Origin of the sequence: Alkalicoccus luteus, from assembly GCF_012034335.1 — a bacterium.
GTDB classification, from domain to species: Bacteria; Bacillota; Bacilli; order Bacillales; family Salisediminibacteriaceae; genus Alkalicoccus; species Alkalicoccus luteus_A.
In genome coordinates this window covers 127,259-148,817 of record NZ_JAATHJ010000007.1, presented here as the reverse complement: position 1 = coordinate 148,817, position 21,559 = coordinate 127,259, and the positions used below count along the sequence as shown (strand labels likewise).

The following is a 21,559-nucleotide window of genomic DNA, read 5'->3' as shown; positions in this document are numbered from 1 at the left end:
CAATCGGTCGTTCCGCCGCTTTCACCTCCGTGGCCTCGAGAAGGTCACCCTGGAGGTCGGGCTGCTCGCCGCAGCCCACAACCTCCTGAAAGTGGCCGGGAGCCGCTCGGCTTTCTGCTGTTTTTTTTATCATTTTCTCATTTCATTCCAAAAAAAGCGGAACCGGACACATCCGGCACCGCTTTTTTTGTTTCATAAAGGGCTTTTGAGACAGCCCCTTCTTTCGCTATTTGTAGAAAGGTAGGCGGTTAAACGCTGCATACAGCTCATATTTTCTCGGTAAAGCAGTATTGCCGGGATGCTTTGGAAAAAATGGAGAAACAGACTCTAAACCGGACTGCTGCACCGTTTCATAAAGCCGGTCTATCACGGAGGAGAGGGACTCGTCGTTTCGGCTGTTCTGAACACACCATACAATCATTTGTGCAAGTGCTTCTGACTGGGACGGGGACACCAGTTGTTCAACGTCGTGTAAGTCCACAGCGCCTTTCCCAATCAACAACGTGTTTTTACCTTTAGCCTGAACCTTCTTCTTAGGATGCCAGCGGTTTTGAATGGATGAGGCAGGAATGGATCTGTCGCGGTTTTTCGGAAATTCATGATCTGCAGGACGAGAACGTTCAGCCGGCAGGGAAGCTGCTATTGCTTTCGCTTCTTTCGTCCGGTCTTTAGGAACGTATTCGTCCATCACAATTACCTCATCAGCGGGTTCGAAATAATCTCCGGATCCGCCGAGCACCAAAATAGACGAGATGCCATGTGTTTCGTAAAGCGGTCTGATCCGGTCTGTGAATGGTGTGATTGGTTCCTTGTCCGGACTCACAAGCCGCTGCATACGGGCATCCCGGATCATGAAGTTAGTCGCACTTGTATCTTCATCAATCAGAAACAAGCGGGACCCAGCCTGCATGGCTTCTGCCATATTTGCAGCCTGTGATGTACTTCCGCTGGCGTCTTCGGTAGAGAAATTGGTCGTTTGTTTTTTGCCTGGAAGCGTGTTGATAAATGCGGATATATCGACGTTCCAGACGCTGCGTCTGTCTTCTGCTCTTATTTTAACTGCGCTCTCATCTGTCCAGACTAATTCACGACCGTCTTCTGCTTCATGATTGTAGACGCCCCGCTCCAACGCCTGCAGCAAGGTGCTTTTTCCATGGTAGCCACCGCCAGCAATCAGCGTGACGCCTTTCTTAATGAGCATTCCTCTGACTTTTCCGCGGTGAGGGAGCTCAAGTTCCACCACCTGGGAAGAAGGGCTTTGAAATGGAACGGCGTTTTTCATTGGAGCGGATGAAATGCCTGACGCCCGGGGAAGGACAGAGCCATTTGCAATAAATGCACACCCCTGCAGGGTCTCTATTTGCCTCCGCCCTTCATCCTGATCATCCTGCAGTTGAATCGTCTTTTCAATATCTGCTCTTGTAATAGCGGTGACCGCCTTCAGTGCGGTTTCTGGCAGTTGTTTAGTCAGTAATTCTGCTGCTTTCTTACCGAGAATTTTACGGCCTGCTGCGGGTATACCGGTTGAAAGACGGAATTCGATCGAATCAGACAGAAAAGAGACGGATGCCCGATCGATTACCTCAGGTCCAGGTGCATCGATCATAATCATCCCGCTTTTTCCTGTGCCGGTTATAGTCTTCTGCTTATGAGCGGTTTTACTGCAAGCCTTTGTGAATAGATGTTTTAAGCTGATCGTGCGGGAAGGTGTTGAAAAATCTTCCCGGCGCAGCCTGCTCGTTTGCATAGGAATTCGGACACGGACTCTCGACGGAGCGGCGAAAGGATCTCCCTGTACGTAATCAATGGCGAGTTCGACACCATCATCCGCCCGATACGTCCCTGCAATTTGCTTGAGTTTGGCATAAGATTGATGGTCAAGCTGTTGAAGCTTCTTTTCCAATTCGTTCATATGTTTCATCTGAAAGACCTCCTCGGAATGAAATCAACCGGATTCTTTATGTTTCTCTCATCCCCTGTGTTTTCTTATTTTTGATCATGTATAATGGAAGTAAGCAGTCTTGGAAAACCTGCTTAAGCATTCACTGAATTACCCGAATGAACCTGACCATAAACGCGGAGGAACAGCATGAAGAAACTTCGGATTATCTGGCAAAATCTTTTTGTCCTCGTTTCTGCAGTCCTGGCATTGTTTTTAGTTTTGACAGCGGCTGCTGTATTTTTATGGCAGTCTACAGAAGAAGGAAGGCTTCCTGCTAAGACAGCAGTCGTTCTTCACGCGATCAATCATAATCTCGTCGATTTAGATATCAATATTAAGCCGCCCCGGATTGTAACAGGGGACAGCCCCGGAGGCAGCCTGCTGCGGGAAGACTTTTATATTCCTGTTCAGGGGGAAGCCCAGATTCCGGTTCGCATGTACCGTCCACAGGGAGAAGGGCCGTTTCCGGTGATTATGTACTACCACGGCGGAGCTTTTATGGAGGGCTACGGAGGTCTGGATACTCATAATAATATTCTTCGTTCACTTGCTTCCAGAACTGACAGCGTCGTGATCGCCCCAGCTTACCGGCTCGCTCCGGATCATATATTTCCCGCTGCCATAGAAGACAGCTATACTGCGCTTCAATGGGCATTTGCAAATGCGGAATCTTACCGGGGAGACAGCAGCACCATTTCTGTTATGGGTGACAGTGCAGGAGGGAATATTGCGACGGTCGTTTCACAGATGGCCAGAGACCGGGACGGCCCTGACATTACTGCACAGGTGCTGCTGTACCCGCTCACGACGTTCCAGGACATCCCTCTCGCCTCCAGAGATGTTTATGACAGCGGTTATTATCTGCTGTCGAGATCTGTCATGTACAAAGCAAGAGACACGTATACTCCGGAAGAATGGATGTGGAACCATCCGTACACCTCTCCGCTGCATGCTGATGATTTAAGCGGCTTGCCTCCTGCCCTTGTGCTCACGGCGGAGTTTGATCCGCTTCGGGACGAAGGGGAAGAGTATGCCCGAAAGCTCAGCGAAGCCGGTGTTCCGGTTAAAGCGTCAAGATACAGAGGCGTCATGCATGGTTTCGTATCGTTCTATGAAGTGATGCAGACGGGCAGAAACGGACTTCAGGAAGCTTCGGCATTTTTAAATCAGGCCAATCATGATGCACTCGTATTCAGAGACCAGTATGAACTTCAGGTCAGACAGCCGCCTCAGGGCATTGACCGGGTCAGGGAACAGACAGAAGCATTTGCGATCGCTGCATATCTGCTGGGGAGAACTGGAGCGGATCTTCTGACAACACAACATATCGGGGGGCGAACATGGATCGAATAGACGATCGTTTTTTTCGAATGGGAATCCGCATTTTTGCGGTTTCCCTGCTCATATTTGTTATTGTATACAGCGCTTATTATCTTTATGTCTACATGAACTGGGGACTTCGTGAAGGTGTAGGCTATTTATTTCTCTCGGACGGCATTTTCCTGCTGCTTTTGCCGGTAGCTGTGCTTCTGTTCTTTCTGCACAGGGCAGGATGGTGGATGGCTATGATCGTGTTTACATATTTTCTGACGGCAAAACTAGTCGGCATTGCTGCTAATTTCTTTTTGCTCCAGGCTGGTATTATTATTGATCAGGACGGAGGACTGCGGTGGGGAATTGAACTATTCTATCTGTTTATATATGTAGGAATACTGCTGGGTCTCTCGTTAAAACCTGTGAAAACCGAATTAGGTGTATATACGAACAGAATGAAAATTCCTGCTTTCTGGAAAATATTCCCTCCTGCCATCGTGTTATACGGTCTGCAGTTTTATGCTGCATTTCAATTGATGAATTAGAAAGGTGATATACAGACGATGAATCTGCAAATTAACAGCAACGTAGAGGCGATTCAAATTTCCGGAATACGCCAGTTTTTTAATAAAGTACAGCAAGTACCGGATGCGGTTCAGCTTACAATTGGGCAGCCTGATTTCCCGACTCCGGACCATATTAAGAAAGCTGCTGTAAGAGCGATCGGTGAAAATAAAACAAGTTATACTGCTAATGCAGGAACGCTGGGGCTGAGGAAAGCAGCTTGTAACTGGGTGCAATCGCACTACTCTTTGACATATGAACCGGATTCAGAAGTGATCGTAACGGCGGGGGCCTCCCAGGCCATTGATACGGCAATGAGGACCATTCTGCAGCCTGGAGATGAAGTGATCCTGCCGGCTCCTGTTTATCCGGCTTATGAACCGATTATCCGCCAGTGCGGCGCAGTGCCCGTTTATGCTGACACGAGGGAGACCGGGTTTAAGCTGACGCCCGCTCATGTTGAAGCACTATACAGCCCGAGAACGAAAGCGGTTCTGCTGCCATACCCGTCAAATCCTACCGGAGCGGTGTTGACAAAAGCTGAAATGGAGGGTCTTTACAACGTCCTGCTTAATAAAGAATGTTATGTTGTTACGGATGAAATTTACAGTGAATTAACGTTTGACGGATCTCATATCTCGATTGGAACCTATCCAGGCATGAAGCAAAAAACAATTGTAATAAACGGTTTGAGCAAATCTCACTCTATGACAGGCTGGCGTATCGGATTTCTGTTTGCTCCGTCACACTTAGCAAAGCACCTACTTAAAGTACACCAGTATACGATCAGCTGTGCGAGCTCTATTTCTCAGGCTGCTGCAGAGCAGGCATTGACGGAAGGGCTGGAAGATCCTGAAGCTATGCGGGAGGTCTATATGGAGCGTCGTGATTATTTGTTTGATAGGCTGCAAGCGATGGGTATGGAAGTTCAGAAGCCTGGAGGAGCTTTTTATTTATTCCCGTCTATTCAAAAATCCGGACTTAATGCAGATGAATTCGCGGAGAGGCTGCTCTTCGAAGAACGTGCGGCAGTAGTACCGGGAAGCGCTTTTTCTGCATACGGAGACACGTTTATTCGTCTCTCAAGCGCGTATGCCATGCCTGAACTGCGGGAAGCGGCGAACAGGTTGGAACGGTTTTGGAGCAAGGTCACCGCTGACCGCTGATTCATGTAAGAACATAAGCAGCAGTCATTTAGTCAGCTTGTTCATGAATTGACAAAAGCGGAAGATCAGCGGTTTCATCAATTCCTTTAAACGGCTGTTTCGCTTGAACGATCATTAATGATTTCGCTCTCAGCTGTATTAATTTTAAATCAGAATGTTTGTTGTTTATTAATATAGGTAAGAACTGAAACCCTTGCGCGCAAAGGAGAGAGAAATACACAATTTAGGAAACTAACCTTTGAGGATGGTCATGAATAATGGTAAAATAAGCTTGTAAACGCTTCACAACTTTACAGCGTCAGGAATACATATTTATTTTCACTGGAGGTAGCAGACATGGGAAGTGATTCAATCAACCACAGTCGTGGGTGGACGCAGTTTTACGGTCCGAACCTCGGGTATATGCTGGAACAGTTTGAACTGTATCAGGAGGACCCGGATGAGGTAGAGGAAGAACTGCGGCAGTTTTTTAGAAGGTGGGGGGCGTACCGGGAATCTCCTGTTAACGGTCAGTCAGCTGTCCAGACGGCAGAAGCAGGACCTGAAACTTACTACAAAGCTGTAAACGCGATGAAACTTGCCGAATCGATCCGCAGAAACGGCCATTTAATGGCGGACATTGTGCCGGTAAGACTGGATGAGCAGAAAGAGATATTTAGCTATGATGAATTCGATCTGACAGAGGAGGACCTGCGCTCAGTGCCGCAGGAGCTGCTCTCTCCACACTACCATGAACAGCTTTCCGACGGGCTGGAAGCCGTGGAGCACCTTAAAAAAACGTACACACAGAGACTGGCATTTGAGTTCAAGCAGGTTCATGATATTGAGGAACGCCGCTGGCTGTTCCAGAAAGTGGAGTCCGGCGACTATGTTCCAGAACTGACAAATGACGTGCGCACACAGCTGCTGCAAAGGTTGAACCAGGTAGAGGGCTTCGAGCACTTTATTCATAAAACGTTTAAAGGACAGAAGCGCTTTTCAATTGAAGGACTTGACACGATGGTGCCGATGCTGGATGAAGCCGTCAGTGAAGCAGTAGCAGACGGTGCTGAAAAAATGATGATCGGGATGGCGCACCGGGGCAGATTGAACGTGCTGGCACATGTTCTCGGGAAGCCGTACGAACTGATCTTCAGTGAATTTCATGATGCACCGAATAAAGATCTTGTTCCATCAGAAGGTTCCGTCGGGATTAACTACGGCTGGACTGGTGATGTCAAATACCACCTTGGAGCAGACCGTGAAATTCACGAGGATAAAGCAGATGCCACGATAACGCTTGCCAACAATCCGAGCCACCTGGAATTCGTGGATCCTGTCGTAGAAGGGTTGACTAGAGCTGCACAGGATGATCGTTCAAAACCAGGCAAGCCGGTGCAGGACATGGATAAAGCAATGCCGATTTTGATACACGGGGATGCAGCATTTCCCGGCCAGGGTATTGTGGCGGAGACGCTGAACCTGAGCAGGCTGAACGGCTATGCTACGGGGGGAACCATTCATATCATTGCCAATAACTTAATTGGTTTTACGACAGTCAGCGATGATTCCCGTTCAACTACTTATGCGAGTGATCCTGCAAAAGGGTATGAAATTCCAGTTATTCACGTGAACGCGGACGACGTTGAAGCATGTGTGGCAGCTATGCACCTTGCCTATTTGTACCGCAAGGAATTTCATAAAGACATTGTCATCGATCTGATTGGTTACCGCAGATACGGGCATAATGAGATGGATGAACCGCTTGCGACTCAGCCTCAGCTTTATAAAAAAGTAAAGCAGCATCCAACTGTCTTTCATATTTATGGTGAACATTTAGTCGATCAAAACGTTGTTACTAAAGACGATTTCGATAACATGCGCGACGCATTTCTCGCGGAGCTTACCGAGCATTTCGAAAACATAAAGGGTAACAAGCGTGAGCATATTGATGGAGATATGAATCCGCCGGAATATGTAGAGGACAGGCTCGAAGGAATTGAGACCGCGGTGCCTGAAGATGAGTTGAAAAAGATTAACGAAGAGCTTCTTGAATATCCGGACGACTTTAACATCTTTCCTAAGCTCGAAAAAATTCTTAGCCGCCGTACAGAGTCGATGGAGCCTGAAGGAAAAATTGACTGGGGACACGCGGAAACGCTTGCCTTTGCATCGATCATCACAGATGGTACGCCGATCCGCCTGACTGGGCAGGATTCAGAGCGGGGAACGTTCTCTCAGCGTCACCTCGTGCTGCATGATTATGAACAGGAAGGTGTTCATTATCCGCTCCACGCTTTGTCGGATGCAAAAGCGTCATTTACCGTTCACAACAGTCCGTTATCTGAAGCTGCATGCGTTGGATTTGAATACGGCTATAATGTTCAGTCTCCGGAAACATTAACGATATGGGAAGCACAGTATGGAGACTTCTCCAATGGTGCGCAAGTATTGTTCGATCAGTTTATTTCAAGCGGAAGAGCGAAGTGGGGGCAAAAATCCGGTCTCGTTCTTTTACTGCCACACGGCTATGAAGGACAGGGACCTGAACATTCCAGCGCACGAATGGAGCGTTTCCTAACGCTTGCAGCAGAGAACAACTGGCACGTGACGAATTTGACGAGAGCGAGCCAATATTTCCATCTGCTCCGCAGACAGGCCAAAATGCTGAAAGAAGAAGTAATCAGACCACTCGTTCTGATGGCACCGAAAAGCCTGCTTCGTAACGAAAATGTAGCTTCCTCTCTTGAAAAGTTTACTGAAGGCAGCTTTCAGCCTGTACTGACAGTAGAAGGACTCGCAGAAAAAGCTAAGAAAGTAAAGCGGGTCGTATTTGCCTCAGGCAAAGTGGCTGTTGACATGGAAGAGCATCTGGCAGAGCTTGAAGCGAAGCCGGAATGGCTGCAGATCATTAAGGTTGAAGAGCTGTATCCGTTTCCTCGCCGCCAGATCAAAGAAATTATCGATGCGTATGAAAACCTAGATGAAATTATGTGGGTCCAGGAAGAACCACAAAATATGGGGGCGTGGCATTATATTGTACCGCACCTGCAAAGCTTGACGAACAATGAAATTCCTGTGGAATTCGTCGGCCGCCGCCGCCGTTCCAGTACGGCAGAAGGCGACCCTAAAGTACACAAACTTGAACAAAATCGCATTATTGAAGAAGCAACGAGCCGAGAATCCGAAGGGAGTAATGATTGATGCTGGAAGTAAAAGTACCAGAGTTAGCTGAGTCAGTCACGGAAGGAACAGTTGCCGAATGGCTGAAACAGCCGGGCGACTACGTTGAGAAAGGTGACGATATCGTAGAACTTGAAACGGATAAAGTGAACGTGGAAATTTCTGCAGAAGAATCCGGTGTTCTTAAGGAGACCAAAGCAGAAGAGGGCGATACGGTAAAAGTAGGCGACACCATAGCAGTGATTGATACGGAGGCTTCAGAGGGCGGCGGATCAGCCGAACCAGCTGAAAAAAAGGAAGAAAAAGCAGAACCGAAAGAAGAGAAAAAAGCAACCGAACAGAAGGAAGCGCCTAAGGAAACTTCCGATTCCGCTGACTCGGAAGAGCGTGTGATTGCTTCTCCCGCTGCGCGTAAATATGCGCGTGAGAAAGGAATTGATCTCCATGCGGTAAGCTCACGTGACCCGCTGGGCCGCGTCCGTAAAGAAGATATTGACGCACATCAATCCGCCGGCAGCAAAGCTTCCTCTGAGAAGAAGGAAAGCAGCGCCCCTGCAGCGGATGGAAATCCTATGAAGCCTGTTCAACGGGAAAAAATGTCCCGACGCAGACAGACAATAGCGAAGCGTCTCGTCGAAGCTCAGCAGACGGCGGCTATGCTGACGACCTTTAATGAAGTTGACATGACAAACCTCCTCGCCCTTCGTAAACGCTGGAAGGAACGGTTTCAGGAAAATAACGACGTAAAACTCGGATTTATGTCATTCTTCACAAAAGCAGTGATCGGGGCGTTAAAGCAGTATCCATACGTTAACGCTGAGATTGACGGCGACGAGGTCGTACTAAAGGACTTTTATGATATTGGTGTAGCAGTGTCAACAGATGATGGTCTTGTCGTGCCTGTTGTTCGTGATGCAGATCGACTCGGCTTTGCCGGTATCGAAAAAGAAATCGGATCTTTAGCTACTAAAGCACAAAATAAGAAGCTGAAGCTCGATGACCTTCAGGGAGGAACGTTTACGATCACAAATGGCGGAGTTTTCGGCTCTCTCTGGTCCACGCCGATCCTGAACGCACCGCAGGTTGGTATCCTCGGCATGCATAAAACACAAATGCGTCCGGTTGCGATTGATAACGAACGATTTGAAAACCGGCCAATGATGTATATTGCTCTCTCCTACGATCACCGGATCATTGATGGGAAAGATGCTGTTGGATTCCTCGTGAAAGTTAAAGAACTGATTGAAGACCCTGAGCAGCTGCTTCTTGAAGGCTGATCACTAACGATTGCACCATGCCCACTATCGGATTCCGATAATGGGCATGGTGTTTTTTTGAAGCTGTTCAGGATCACCTCTGTAACCGATTGATGACTGGCATCTGTATGAATTGCAAACAAGCGGGTAGCCGGCCATAATAAGAGGCAGAGGTGATGACCGAATGGAGAAAGTGGATGTACTCGTAATCGGTTCAGGATTTGGAGGAGCCACAGCTGCAGCGCTTCTGGCAACGGAGGGTCGCAGAGTCGCACTCGTGGAAGCTGCAGCTGAATGGGGCGGCAGCGCCGGTAAGTTTCAACGTAAACAGTTCCGTTTTCCAGTGGGAGCTACTCTTGGAATGGGATATGAACGTGACGGTATTCACGATAAAATTAACCGCCGCCTCGCGATTGATATTGATAAGCGTCCGCTGCATACCGTTATGAACGTATCGGTAGCTGATAGAATATATCCGTATTATCAGAATCGGGATCAGTTTTTGCGCATGTGGGATGCAAAACTTCCGCACGCAGCGGCGTCGATCCGTTCATTTTTCAAGGAAGTGTGGCATATAGCTGGACTGCTGCGAAGGCACATGATTCATTTTCCGGTATTACCGCCTGTGACGTTTCCGGAGCTTGGCGCCTTGATAAAAGGGTTCCATCCAGCCGTAATACGCTGTGTCCCTCTGCTGCAAAAGCCGCTTGGCGCAATCATAGAGAAGCACGGGCTTCAGCATGAGTCTGATTTTATGCATTTTTTAAACGGAGTTTTGCTGGACAGCATGCAGACAGATGCAGAGTCATGTTCTGCTTTGCTTGGCTGCACGGCGCTTGATATATATCATCGAGGTGCCTGGTACATCGAAGGCGGTCTTTACCGGCAAATAGAAGCTTTAGTGCACTCGCTTAAAGCCAATGGAGGCATTGCAAAAAAAGGAAGGCGGATTGTAAGCATTGTCCGGAAAGAATCAGGAATATGGGAAGCGGAAGATCATAAAGGAGGGCACTGGCAGGCAAGCGATATCGTCGTGAATACTACTGCTGAAGATACTGCATCGTTTTTAACAGAAGCTGATCGCAAACATCTGAGCATACGCTTGCGTCAAAAGGCAGGCTCTCAGTTTCAGTGGGGGGCGTTTACTATGTACCTGGCGCTGAAAGATACATTGCCTGAAGACACTCCGCTTTTTCACCAGTTTCTGCTTCATCCCGATCAGCCGGCTGAAGCAGGGAATCATTTTTTTGTATCTATTTCAGCTCCATATGACGCTAACCGGGCTCCTGAAGGCTGGAGAACGGTTACAGTGTCCACACATATTGATACGAGCAGCTGGAAAGATAAAACATCATACGATCAACAAGCAGCAGCAATAAAAAATGCTGTGCTCACCACACTCGAAAATAAATTTCCCGGGTTCACTAAGGACGCGGCACACCTTTTTACTGCCGGACCGCTTGCGTGGCAGCACTATACACGCAGGTCAAATGGAAAAGTAGGCGGTTTTCCGCAAACGCCTGAAAATGCGCTGCATCGGGCCATTTCCCACAGAAGTGGTGTAAAGGGTATTTGGATATGCGGTGATAATGTTTTTCCTGGCGCAGGCTCAATCGGCGCTTCCAGTTCAGGTGTTCACTGTGCAAGGTCGATCATCGGCCGCAAGCTTCTTTAACATCAAGTTGAGTCGGGAGTGACTATTATTGACAGATGACGACAAGCGTACCGATCAGGATGACGCTGAACAGAATGGCAAGAAAGAAGAACTGTTTTACGACGGCGAGCAGTATTTAACAAAGGAAGAATTTTTTAACCCGTCGGATCCGGTGGAACCAGAGCCTAAAAAGAAAATGAAGCGGGGCTTAAAGATTTCGATCGCCTCCGTTGCGGCCGTGGCATTGTTAGCAAACGTTCTGGCGGTTTGGCCGCAGCTGATTAATATACCTGCCTTCCATTTTTTAAGCAATGCTTATGAGTTAAGAGGTGATGAGGAGGTACAGGACTATCAGCGATCGATAGTAGTCATTCGTTCCGGAGACGCAAAAGGTACAGGATTTGTATTTGATGACGGCAGAATCATGACGAATCAGCACGTCGTGGATCAAAATGCGCCCATATCTGTTCATTTTGAAGATGGCACCTCTTATCAGGCTGACATCGAGCTGGAGAATGAGGACTTCGATACAGCTGTACTGGAGGCAGATTTTACTGCGGAAGAGCATCCAGCTCTCGAGTTCGGAAGCGGATTTCAGCAGGGGGAAGAGATTACTATTATAGGAAATCCGAGGTTTTTTAACTTTGTACCAAACTCCGGCATTACAGCAGGTTATTTGGATACAGCACAGCCGGAACCAGTGATTGCCCTTGACGCACCTGTTTACAGAGGAAGCAGCGGCAGTCCGGTCATTAATCATCAAGGGGAAGTAATCGGCGTTGTTTATGCGACTACAACCAGGGACGGTGAACGATTTGGTTTGGCGGTCGATATGAATATTATTCATGAGAGAGTCCTAAGGTGACTTGCATTTTTCCTCGTATGTTGAGATAATGGCAGATGGTCAAAAAAGATTGGTACTACTGGCAACGGTAGATTAGTAAAGAAAAGAGGGTTAACATGAATAAAGAGTCTATATACAGCTATACGCTTCCAGCTCTTGAAGACTGGTTTACCGGACGCGGCCACAAACCTTTCCGGGCTAAACAGCTGTGGGACTGGCTTTACCGCAAACGGATCGACGACTTTAATGAAATCACTAATATGAAAAAAGACGTGCTTGAGGAACTAAAAGAAAATTTTACGCTTCAGACACTTGATGTCCATTCCAAACAAGTCTCTAAAGACGGAACGATGAAGTTTTTGTTCAGACTGAAGGACGGCAACTTGATTGAAACGGTTTTGATGCGGTTTGATTACGGTTCCTCTGTATGTGTCACCACTCAAATCGGCTGCAATATCGGGTGCAGCTTTTGTGCCAGCGGACTTCTTACAAAGAGCCGTGACTTGAGCGCAGGTGAAATAGTCGAGCAGATTATGCACGTGCAAAAAGCGATGGATGAGGAGCAGAAAGAAGAGCGGGTCAGTCATATCGTTGTCATGGGAATCGGTGAGCCGTTCGATAACTACGATAATCTGATGGCATTCTTACGAGTTGTAAACAACGACAGCGGCCTTGCTATCGGTGCTCGACACATTACCGTATCCACGAGCGGGATTATTAAGCGGATTTATGATTTTGCAAACGAAAATCTGCAAGTAAACCTTGCTGTATCGCTGCACGCGCCCAATAACGAGCTGCGTACAAAAATCATGAAAATCAATAAAGCACAGCCGATCGAGAAGTTGATGGAAGCTGTCGATTACTATTTAGAAAAGACGAACCGCCGTATCACATTTGAATATATCCTCCTCGACGGCGTGAATGATGGCAAAGAAGAAGCGCTTGAACTGGCTGAGCTGATTAAAGATAAAAAGAAGCTGTCCTATGTTAATCTGATTCCGTACAACCCGGTGGATGAACATATTCAGTACGAGCAAAGCCGCAAAAGCAACATCCTCACTTTTTTCGATACGCTGATGAAAGCGGGCATTCAATGCGGAGTCAGGCATGAGCAGGGCTCTGATATCGACGCTGCCTGCGGACAGCTGCGCAGCAAGCAGATGAAAAAAGACCGCGAGAAGAAAAAGCAAGTACAGTAAGCATCCTGAACAGACCGTCTCAGACGGTCTGTTTTCGGGCTGTTGATAAAGTCAATTTGTTTACATATTTATTCGATTGATTGTATTTCCCCTCTGTTTACCGAGCCTGCCGTGGGCTTGCCCTTCAGCTATTTCTCAGGGTAAACCCCTGTATGAAGGGAAGAGAGGCACGTAGGATGGCGCGGCTTTACTCGGACTCAGGCTTCTCGCGAGAAGCCTTTAAGACCCGGTCCGGCTCCGCTCGCGCTTTTCATGCCGTTCAAAATCGAACGGCTATGAGGCTTCACTCGGACTCAGGCTTCTCACGAGAAGCCTTCAAGACCCGGTCCGGCTCCGCTCGTGCATTGATGCCGTTCGCAGATCTGAACGGCACGGAATCTTCAGGCTGCGCTGATTCCACGGGCACGCCGGACACAAAGGGGAAATGGATTTGTTTGATGGAGAAAAACGTCCCGATCACTAGACGCTGCGGCTTTTTTTGGTGGATACGTTGACGTTCATCCCGATTCAACATCGAAGCGGTGCCTACCTAAAGGTTCCCTCTATATGGAGCAAGCTCGTGTGCATCATCACCATGGTTTCAACCGTACAGCCAGCTGCTAAATTGGAGGAAACTCGACTCCGAGAGGATCAGAACGAGGCGAAGATCCAGCGCTTCTGAAGAAAGGAAGAAGCGGTTAGCTGAGGCCGTTCCCTCCGGAAAGCGAGTATCCGCAGATGCAGGCAGATGCAAAGTAATTCACCTGAAATTACTTTATCAACACTCTGTGAACAGACCGTCTCAGACGGTCTGTTTTATTGGTTGTGCATACTGATTGTTCGCATTAAAAAATTCGTATGCTGATTAAGCAGGAAAAGCTGCAAGCATGAGCTGTTCCCTATTTGAGATGATAAGAGACTGGAAGAGACCCCCTTTTAAAAGACGCTTCCGGAAATATCTGCTAAACTAATAAGGTAGACAATACGTTTTGAGACGTCAGGAGTGAAGAGAAATGAAAGCAGTTTTGTTTGATCTGGACGGTACGATGCTTCCAATTGATACGGAAACGTTTGTGAAAGCGTACATGAAGAAGCTCGCACCGGCTGTTCAGCATCTCGTACACCCGGAGCAGTTCGTGAAAGCTTTATGGAAGGGAACAGGTGCAATGCAGCAGAATCTTGATCCTCATAAATCGAATGAGCAGGTTTTTATGGAGACTTTTATACCAGAAGCCGGAGTGTCTCATAATGAGATCGCCCCTGTACTTCATGCTTTTTATGAAGACGAATTTGCATCCCTGAGGCCGCAGGATCTGCCGGCTACGAAGGCTGCTGATATCGTTGATGCAGCAGCAAAAAAAGGTTATTTAACAGCAGCTGCGACAAATCCGGTCTTTCCGGAAGCCGCTGTCCGGCACCGACTGCACTGGGCTGGGATTGACCGCAGCTCGCTCGACTTTATTACATCCTACGAGAACAGTTCGTTTACAAAGCCGCACACAGAATATTATGAGGAGCTTTGCAGCAAAATGGGCGTTGCGCCTGAAGAATGCATCATGGTAGGAAATGATGTGCAGGAGGATATTGTCGCAGGGAGCATTGGCATGAAGACATATCTGGTAACTGGATTTGTAATTGACCGGGGCAGCCCGGCGTACAAACCTGATGCTGCCGGAACGCTTGAAGACCTGTTACAAGATATTCAGTCCGGTTCGGGATTGTTCAGCTCACATTTTCGTTAATTCAGCAGGATTACCTGCTGTTTTTTTAATCAGTAAATTAGTAGTCGTGGTACACTGGTGATAGAAGTCTGACAACTGAAAGGGGTTAATGAAAGATGAATAAACTTGCTGTACTGACTAGTGGGGGAGATGCGCCGGGAATGAATGCTGCAGTCAGAGCTGCAGTCCGCGCAGGCATTTATTACAATTACGAAGTATACGGAGTCAAGCGTGGTTTTGAAGGATTGATAAACGGCGACCTGGAAAAGCTGAATGCTTCTTCAGTGGCTGATATTATACATAAAGGCGGTACGTTCCTGAAAACAGCCCGTTCACAGGCATTTATGACGCCGGAAGGCAGAAAGAAAGCAGTTGACATGCTGACTTCCATGGACATCCGTGCTGTCATCGTCATAGGCGGTGACGGCTCATTCCGCGGCGCAGAAGCACTGAGCCGTGAAGGTATTCAAACAATTGGCATTCCTGCTACGATCGATAATGATCTGGCTTATACCGATTTCACTATAGGTTTTGATACAGCAGTCAACACGGTGCTTCAGGCAGTTACGAATATCCGGGACACATCCAGCAGTCATGAAAAAACGACGATTATCGAAGTCATGGGCAGAAACTGCGGGGATCTGGCTCTTTATGCTGGTGCTGCGGGCGGAGCAGAGAGCATTATTGTGCCGGAGAAGCCCTTTACGATAAAAGAGATAGGAGAAAAAATTCGCCGAGGTCGATCCAGGGGAAAGCTTCACCACATCTTAATGCTTGCTGAAGGTGCAGGAAGTGCAGTGGATATTCAGCGCAAGCTGGAGTCAGAAACAGGAGAAAAATCCAGGATCACAGTGCTCGGTTTTATTCAAAGAGGCGGAGACCCGACTGCATCTGACCGCCTCCTCGCAAGCAGAATGGGGTTAAAAGCGGTGGAAGCGTGCAAAAATGGAACGGATAGTTCTTTAATAGGTATTCGTAACAATGATTTAACTATCACGAAAATCGATGAAGCATTATCGTATAAGAAGAGAGATGACGGCGAGCTGACCAGACTGACAGAAATCCTTTCTACTTGATCAGAGTTGGAGCTTTGGCAGCTTTTTAACACCTATTGATTCTATCTGCATGTTTATGATTACCTCCAAGCGTGAATACTGTATGTATTCATCAATTAAAGGGAGCTGTCAAACATGAATGAAAAGAAACTATCGTACTTTAAAGACAAGCTGTTAAAACGGCGGGAAGAAATTTTGAACAATTCATCAGAATCAGAAGAAAGCGAAGAGCTTTCCAACTACGATAATCATCCAGCTGATCAGGGTACAGAATTAGCCGAGCGTCACACGGATGCAGCTTTAGAACAGCAGCAGCGTGATGAAATGGCTGAGATAGATGAATCACTGAACATGATTGAGAACGGCACATACGGAACGTGTATCGTGAGCGGAGAACAAATACCCGAGGAGCGTCTGGAGATTATGCCGCACGCAAAGACCACGGTTGAACATGCAGAACAGCGCGATTCACGCAATCGTCCGGTAGAAGAGGAAGTCACAGATCCGCTTCATGATTCTTCTGCCAGAGGGTCGCTGCGATCGGAGTTTGCTGAAGAGGCATATGACCACGGAAGTTCTGATTCAGATCAGGATAAATAAGATGGATTGGTGTTTAGCTGCCGGAACATCTGCTGAAACATAAGAATCAGCTTTAAAAAAGACTATGGCATCAGCCATAGTCTTCCGTTTTTTGAACGCGTTTCTTTTTCCAAACAGAAAAAATAATCAGGAAAAGAATATATAATATGATAGCAGCAATTATCAGATTTGAATATTCAATCATGGCGTTATACCGCGTGACGGCAATTAATGATACAAGCATCACTGTAATAAGAATAGCATACTTAGGAACAGGGACATTTTTAAGGCTCGGTACCGGAATGCGGCTCACCATTAAAATGCAGAGAAGCATATACAATGCAGAAATAGCTGCCTGCGGAATTGCGAAATTGAAAAAAGTCAGTAAAGCGATAATGCCGCCTGCAGCTGTAATAGGGACACCTGTAAAATAATTTTTCTGGCTGCTGTCAGAATCTATGTTAAACCGAGCCAGGCGGATCGCTCCAAAGATAGGGAAAATACCAGTAAGAATTAACCCGGTCCAGCCGAGATCACTGAAAGTTGTGCCATATACGAGCATAGCAGGGGCTACGCCAAACGTAACAATATCGGCGAGAGAGTCCAATTCTTTACCGAATGTGGATTCAACTCCAAGCTTTCGTGCTGTCCATCCGTCCATACTGTCAAGCATCATACCGATGATTATGAACACGGCTGCGTTCTGGTAATCGCCTTTCGCTGCGGCTCCTATCGATAAAAATCCAAAAAATAAATTTGCGAGCGTTATGCCGTTCGGCAGATGACGAATCAAACCGTCTACCTCCTTTCAACCGTAAATGTGAAAAGTACTGAAACTCCATAATGACCGGTAGTAGTCATTATACACGATCAGGAGTCCTCACGGTAAAGAAGTTTAGTCGGCAAATGGATAATGCTGTGATAGGATAGAATAAACAGCATGTTGGAGGGATACTATGAATAATACAATGAAATTATTTACACTTAATTCGAATCGTGAACTGGCTGAAGAAATTGCCGATGAGCTCGGGATGTCACTGGGAACATCTTCAATCACACGTTTCAGCGATGGTGAGGTTCAGATTAATATTGAAGAAACGGTCAGGGGGTACGATACATATTTAATCCAGTCTACCTCAGAGCCCGGAAGTGAATATATTATGGAGCTGCTCATCATGATTGATGCGCTAAAACGTGCTTCAGCGCAATCGATCAACGTCGTTATTCCATATTACGGCTATTCCCGGCAGGATAGAAAAGCGCGCTCCAGGGAACCGATTACTGCTAAGCTTATCGCCAATCTTCTGGAAGCTGCCGGAACGACTCGTATCTTAACAGTTGACCTGCACGCTGCTCAAGTTCAGGGTTTCTTCAACATCCCGGTCGATGAACTGAGGGCAAATAACTTGTTGTCGGATTATTTTGCAGCTAAAAATCTTCAGGATATTGTTATTGTAGCACCTGAAAATGCAGGAACTGCTAGAGCGCGGCGACTGGCGGAACAGCTGGATGCGCCGATTGCATTTATAGACAAACAGCGGAAGAACGCTCCGGACTCCGTGCACGGCATCAACATCATTGGGGATATTCAAAATAAGTCGGCCATTATTATCGATGACATGATCGATACCGCCCGCACGATTACTTCAGGTGCTCAAGCCCTGATCGAGCTTGGAGCAGCTGATGTTTATGCGTGTGCCACTCATGGCGTATTATCGGAGCCCGCCGTTACAAGGATACGGGAATCCGCGCTCAAAGAAGTAGTGCTGACGAATTCCGTACGTATTCCGAAACAGAAACGGGATGAGAAAATAACAGTGCTCACTGTAGGTCCGCTTGTGGCAGAAGGAATCAGAAGAGTACAGGAAAACGAATCTGTCAGTACGTTGTTTGACTGATAGTCAGGAGGCCGTGGATGCCAAAATCAAAATGGTTTTTATTTTTATACAGTGTTGTTTTAATCCTTCTCGCAATTAATCTGGCAGTAGAGGTTCCATTTGTTTTCAGACCGTTTGCGATTGCGTTTTCTTCGCTGGCTCCTGTCATTATTGTTGGAGGAGTGCTTTATTATATTCTTCGTCCGCTCGTTCGGCTGCTTGAAAAATGGATGCCGACAGTTGTCTCTATTTTGCTTATTTTTCTAGCTTTTCTAGGAGCCGGAGCAGGTATTGTGGCGTTCGTCGGTCCGATCTTAGTTAATCAGACAGAAAATTTGATCGATAACTTCCCTAATATCGCAACCGGAGTAGAGAACTGGATCAATGACCTGCTTACAAATGAATGGGTAACGATGATTCAAAATGAACCTATTCTGGAGGATTTCGACCCATCGGTAATCACAGATAACTTAACTGAGTTTGCCAGCCAGTTTGGGGGTAACCTGCTCAGTGCGGTTGGTATGGCTTTCAGCGTTATAATCGTGCTTGTTCTTTTACCATTTGTTCTCTTTTTTCTGCTGAAGGACGGCGGAAAGTTTCCGGAAAGTGTACTCAGCAAGCTTCCTTCAGATTCACAGGATGAAGGCCAGAAAATCATGAGTGACATGGACAGTACGCTAAGCGCCTACATTCAAGGTCAGGCAATTGTCAGTGTCTGCGTTGGTATACTTTCTTATATCGTTTACCTGATAACTGGTCTTGATTATGCTGTAGTACTGGCACTGATCGCGATGTTTACAAATTTGATTCCGTTTGTCGGGCCATTTATCGGTACGATACCAGCAGTCATTGTCGCGTTATTTGATTCGCCTATCACTGCACTTTGGGTCGTGCTGGGAATAATTATCATCCAGCAGATTGAAAGCAACTTAATTTCTCCTAACGTGATGGGGCACAAGCTGAAAGTACATCCGCTGACGATTATTCTGCTGCTTCTTATTGCAGGTAATCTGGCAGGACTGATTGGATTAATCCTTGCGATTCCAACGTATGCAATTTCAAAAGTTATCGTTCAAAATGTCTATCGTCTTCTAAAACTTAAATATCCAGGACTAAATTAACTCATGCATGTATAAGGACAGGAGGCGGGGCTATGTGGGCAGTCTGGAAAGAATATGCGCTTGAAATCAAGGAAGAGTGGTCGCGGGATGACGTACCGCTTCTCGCAGCGGCACAGGCTTATTATTACGTTCTTTCCGTTATCCCGCTCATGATCCTTCTTTTGGCTGTTCTGCCTTATTTTCAGTTGGATCCGGATCAGGTTTTATCCTATGCGGAAGAATTTCTGCCTGAGGCGGCAGTGGATGTGTTTGAAGATACGATTGTTGACGCTGTGTCTGAACCAAACGGGGGGCTGTTAACTGTCGGAATTCTAGGCACGATCTGGTCAGCTTCCAACGGAATGAATGCATTCATTCAAGCGATTAACACAGCTTTTAATGTGACGAAAAAACGCTCTTTTCTTAAGCATCGCGGCCTTTCCATTCTGCTTACGCTGCTGCTGCTTCTTAGTCTGATCACAACACTGTTTCTGCCTATTTTTGGAGAGGCTATCCTTGACGCTGTTCAGCAGGTAGTGAATATGCCGCCGCAGGCAGAAATGCTCATTCAGGCTGGAAGATGGATTGTAGCGATTCTCGTGGTCATAACGATTCTTACGGCGCTTTATACGGTTGCTCCTAATATGAAGATTCCGTTTAAAAGTGTCATTCCGGGAGCTGTTGCTGCGACAATCGGCTGGATGGCCGCTTCCTATGGTTTTTCGATCTACATCAGCAATTTCGGTAACTTTTCTGCAACATACGGCAGCTTAGGCGGAATGATCATTTTAATGCTCTGGATGTTTTTAACAGGAATCATTTTGCTTATAGGGGCAGAGATTAATGCGATTCACTTCAGAAGGCAGCAGGGCAGATAAAAAGCCGTTTGCTGAAATAAAGTAAAGCCACCGCCGGAATTACGAGGCGGTGGCTTTACTGTTTACACTGCTGAATGGAGAATGCGGTTAGCTAAAACGCCTGCAACGACTTGCTCTTCAAGATCAGTAAGTTCAGTGATCGGCAGACGGACTGATCCCGCAGAAACACCGATCATTTGCAGTGCTGATTTCACGGGAGCAGGGCTTGGGGCGCAGAACATTGCATCCATAAGTGGTACGAGCTGTCTGTGCAGGTTTCTCGCTTCCCGGTGGTGGCCCTCATCAAACAAATCGAGCATTTCTTTCATAGCCGAACCTGCAACGTGTGAAGCGACCGATACGATACCGGAAGCACCGATTGCATATGCAGGAAGCGTCAGACTGTCATCGCCGCTGTACAGAGTAAATGCTTCGGGAGCGCCAGTCAGAACCGCATTCATATGATCGAGGTCCCCGCTCGCATCTTTAATGGATACGATGTTTTCTGCATCCTGAGCCAGGCGAATGGTCGTTTCTGCCTCCAGATGAACACCGGTTCTGCCGGGAACGTTATACAGCATAACCGGTAATGATGTAGCGTCAGCGACCGCCATAAAATGCTGATACATACCTTCCTGATTCGGCTTATTATAGTAAGGAGCCGTTAACATAACAGCATCCGCTCCAGCCTGTTCTGCAAGCTGCGTCAGCTGACAGGCTGCGTACGTGCTGTTCGTTCCTGTGCCGGCGATAACAGGCACCTGTCCTGCTGCTGCATCTACCGTATTTTTAAACAGCGCCGCTTTCTCTTCATGACTTAGAGTTGGAGCTTCTCCTGTTGTACCGCCTGCTACAATAGCATCGGAACCTGTGTCAATTAAATGCTGGACGAGATCCCGCAGTTTCTGGAGATCGATATGCCCATTTTCATCAAAAGGTGTGACCATTGCGGTAATAATTCTGCCAAAATTCATTGTATCCCTCTATTCAATGTAGTTTGAATAGAGCTAAATCATTGGCCGAAAAGTTAAAAAAGCAGCAGGCGGAGGGCCTGCTGCTGAAAATAATCCTTCCAGCGTGAGATAGCCCTTCACACAGCAATTGCTGTATGACAGTGCTGAACCTGTTCGGTGTCAGCCCCAGCCTTGCCTCCGGGAAAGGATCAGGCTTCGGCGCCGCTTCCTTTCAGCTGCTTTCAAAGAATCCCCTGATTCTCCGGCAGCTTACTCTTAAAAGGCGCACCTCTAAACTCACTTCAAATGTTGAAGTAATAGTATAACTGTTGACAGC

Annotated in this window: 18 protein-coding genes, 1 pseudogene and 1 riboswitch; of the genes and pseudogenes, 16 read left to right on the top strand and 3 right to left on the bottom strand. The window is 47.1% G+C overall.

The genetic code is table 11. The features are described 5' to 3' along the window. A pseudogene (locus HCN83_RS18845) lies at positions 1–97 on the top strand (transposase); the annotation flags it as partial. Positions 98–226: 129 nt separating this feature from the next. Here the strand turns inward: HCN83_RS18845 and HCN83_RS07075 are convergent. Beyond that, positions 227–1,921, bottom strand: coding sequence for an ABC-ATPase domain-containing protein (locus tag HCN83_RS07075; protein ID WP_246238125.1), 1,695 nt, complete (start codon positions 1,919–1,921; stop codon positions 227–229). A gap of 168 nt (positions 1,922–2,089) precedes the next feature. Between HCN83_RS07075 and HCN83_RS07070 the strand changes: the two genes are divergently transcribed. From HCN83_RS07070 to HCN83_RS07015, 12 genes are all read left to right on the top strand, one after another. After that, the gene (locus HCN83_RS07070; protein ID WP_168005820.1) at positions 2,090–3,295 is read left to right on the top strand and encodes an alpha/beta hydrolase; all 1,206 of its coding nucleotides are present in this window, start codon (positions 2,090–2,092) and stop codon (positions 3,293–3,295) included. Next, positions 3,283–3,801 (top strand): hypothetical protein, encoded by a 519-nt coding sequence (locus HCN83_RS07065; protein ID WP_168005818.1) that lies wholly within the window; start codon positions 3,283–3,285, stop codon positions 3,799–3,801. The genes HCN83_RS07070 and HCN83_RS07065 overlap by 13 nt, the downstream gene beginning before the upstream one ends. A gap of 18 nt (positions 3,802–3,819) precedes the next feature. Then, positions 3,820–4,986 (top strand): aminotransferase A, encoded by a 1,167-nt coding sequence (locus tag HCN83_RS07060; protein ID WP_168005816.1) that lies wholly within the window; start codon positions 3,820–3,822, stop codon positions 4,984–4,986. 336 nt (positions 4,987–5,322) lie between these two features. After that, complete coding sequence (locus HCN83_RS07055) at positions 5,323–8,169, top strand: 2-oxoglutarate dehydrogenase E1 component (RefSeq protein WP_168005814.1); 2,847 nt, start codon at positions 5,323–5,325, stop codon at positions 8,167–8,169. Continuing rightward, positions 8,169–9,425, top strand: coding sequence for a 2-oxoglutarate dehydrogenase complex dihydrolipoyllysine-residue succinyltransferase (odhB, locus tag HCN83_RS07050; RefSeq protein ID WP_168005812.1), 1,257 nt, complete (start codon positions 8,169–8,171; stop codon positions 9,423–9,425). Before HCN83_RS07055 ends, odhB begins: the two co-directional genes overlap by 1 nt. 163 nt (positions 9,426–9,588) lie before the next feature. After that, positions 9,589–11,079, top strand: coding sequence for a phytoene desaturase family protein (locus HCN83_RS07045; protein ID WP_168005810.1), 1,491 nt, complete (start codon positions 9,589–9,591; stop codon positions 11,077–11,079). A 28-nt stretch (positions 11,080–11,107) separates the two neighbouring features. Next, positions 11,108–11,923 carry a S1C family serine protease gene (locus tag HCN83_RS07040; RefSeq protein WP_168005808.1) on the top strand — a complete coding sequence of 272 codons (816 nt, stop codon included), beginning with the start codon at positions 11,108–11,110 and terminating at the stop codon, positions 11,921–11,923. A 95-nt stretch (positions 11,924–12,018) separates the two neighbouring features. Further along, positions 12,019–13,101 (top strand): 23S rRNA (adenine(2503)-C(2))-methyltransferase RlmN, encoded by a 1,083-nt coding sequence (gene rlmN / locus HCN83_RS07035; RefSeq protein WP_168005806.1) that lies wholly within the window; start codon positions 12,019–12,021, stop codon positions 13,099–13,101. 347 nt (positions 13,102–13,448) lie between these two features. Continuing rightward, positions 13,449–13,595 carry a hypothetical protein gene (locus HCN83_RS07030; protein WP_168005804.1) on the top strand — a complete coding sequence of 49 codons (147 nt, stop codon included), beginning with the start codon at positions 13,449–13,451 and terminating at the stop codon, positions 13,593–13,595. A 498-nt stretch (positions 13,596–14,093) separates the two neighbouring features. Further along, a complete protein-coding gene (locus HCN83_RS07025; protein ID WP_168005802.1) occupies positions 14,094–14,822 on the top strand; it encodes an HAD family hydrolase in 729 nt (242 codons plus the stop codon). A 95-nt stretch (positions 14,823–14,917) separates the two neighbouring features. Continuing rightward, entirely contained in the window at positions 14,918–15,877 is a 960-nt protein-coding gene (gene pfkA / locus HCN83_RS07020; protein WP_168005800.1) for a 6-phosphofructokinase, read from the top strand. Positions 15,878–15,991: 114 nt separating this feature from the next. Further along, the gene (locus tag HCN83_RS07015) at positions 15,992–16,456 is read left to right on the top strand and encodes a TraR/DksA C4-type zinc finger protein (RefSeq protein ID WP_168005798.1); all 465 of its coding nucleotides are present in this window, start codon (positions 15,992–15,994) and stop codon (positions 16,454–16,456) included. A 70-nt stretch (positions 16,457–16,526) separates the two neighbouring features. Here the strand turns inward: HCN83_RS07015 and pssA are convergent, their stop codons facing one another. Beyond that, on the bottom strand, positions 16,527–17,228 hold the full coding sequence (pssA, locus tag HCN83_RS07010; RefSeq protein WP_168005796.1) for a CDP-diacylglycerol--serine O-phosphatidyltransferase: 702 nt from the start codon (positions 17,226–17,228) through the stop codon (positions 16,527–16,529). A 163-nt stretch (positions 17,229–17,391) separates the two neighbouring features. Between pssA and HCN83_RS07005 the strand changes: the two genes are divergently transcribed. From HCN83_RS07005 to HCN83_RS06995, 3 genes are read left to right on the top strand one after another with little or no spacing between them, the layout of a single operon-like run. After that, positions 17,392–18,333 carry a ribose-phosphate diphosphokinase gene (locus tag HCN83_RS07005; protein ID WP_168005794.1) on the top strand — a complete coding sequence of 314 codons (942 nt, stop codon included), beginning with the start codon at positions 17,392–17,394 and terminating at the stop codon, positions 18,331–18,333. A 17-nt stretch (positions 18,334–18,350) separates the two neighbouring features. Beyond that, positions 18,351–19,433, top strand: coding sequence for an AI-2E family transporter (locus HCN83_RS07000; protein ID WP_168005792.1), 1,083 nt, complete (start codon positions 18,351–18,353; stop codon positions 19,431–19,433). A gap of 32 nt (positions 19,434–19,465) precedes the next feature. Further along, positions 19,466–20,290, top strand: a complete 825-nt coding sequence (locus HCN83_RS06995; protein WP_168005790.1) for a YihY/virulence factor BrkB family protein — start codon at positions 19,466–19,468, stop codon at positions 20,288–20,290. Between the two features lie 62 nt (positions 20,291–20,352). On the opposite strand, the gene dapA is transcribed toward HCN83_RS06995, so the two are convergent. Further along, entirely contained in the window at positions 20,353–21,243 is an 891-nt protein-coding gene (gene dapA / locus HCN83_RS06990) for a 4-hydroxy-tetrahydrodipicolinate synthase (protein ID WP_168005788.1), read from the bottom strand. Between the two features lie 101 nt (positions 21,244–21,344). Continuing rightward, a riboswitch (Lysine riboswitch) is annotated at positions 21,345–21,524 on the bottom strand. Positions 21,525–21,559 lie beyond the last annotated feature (35 nt).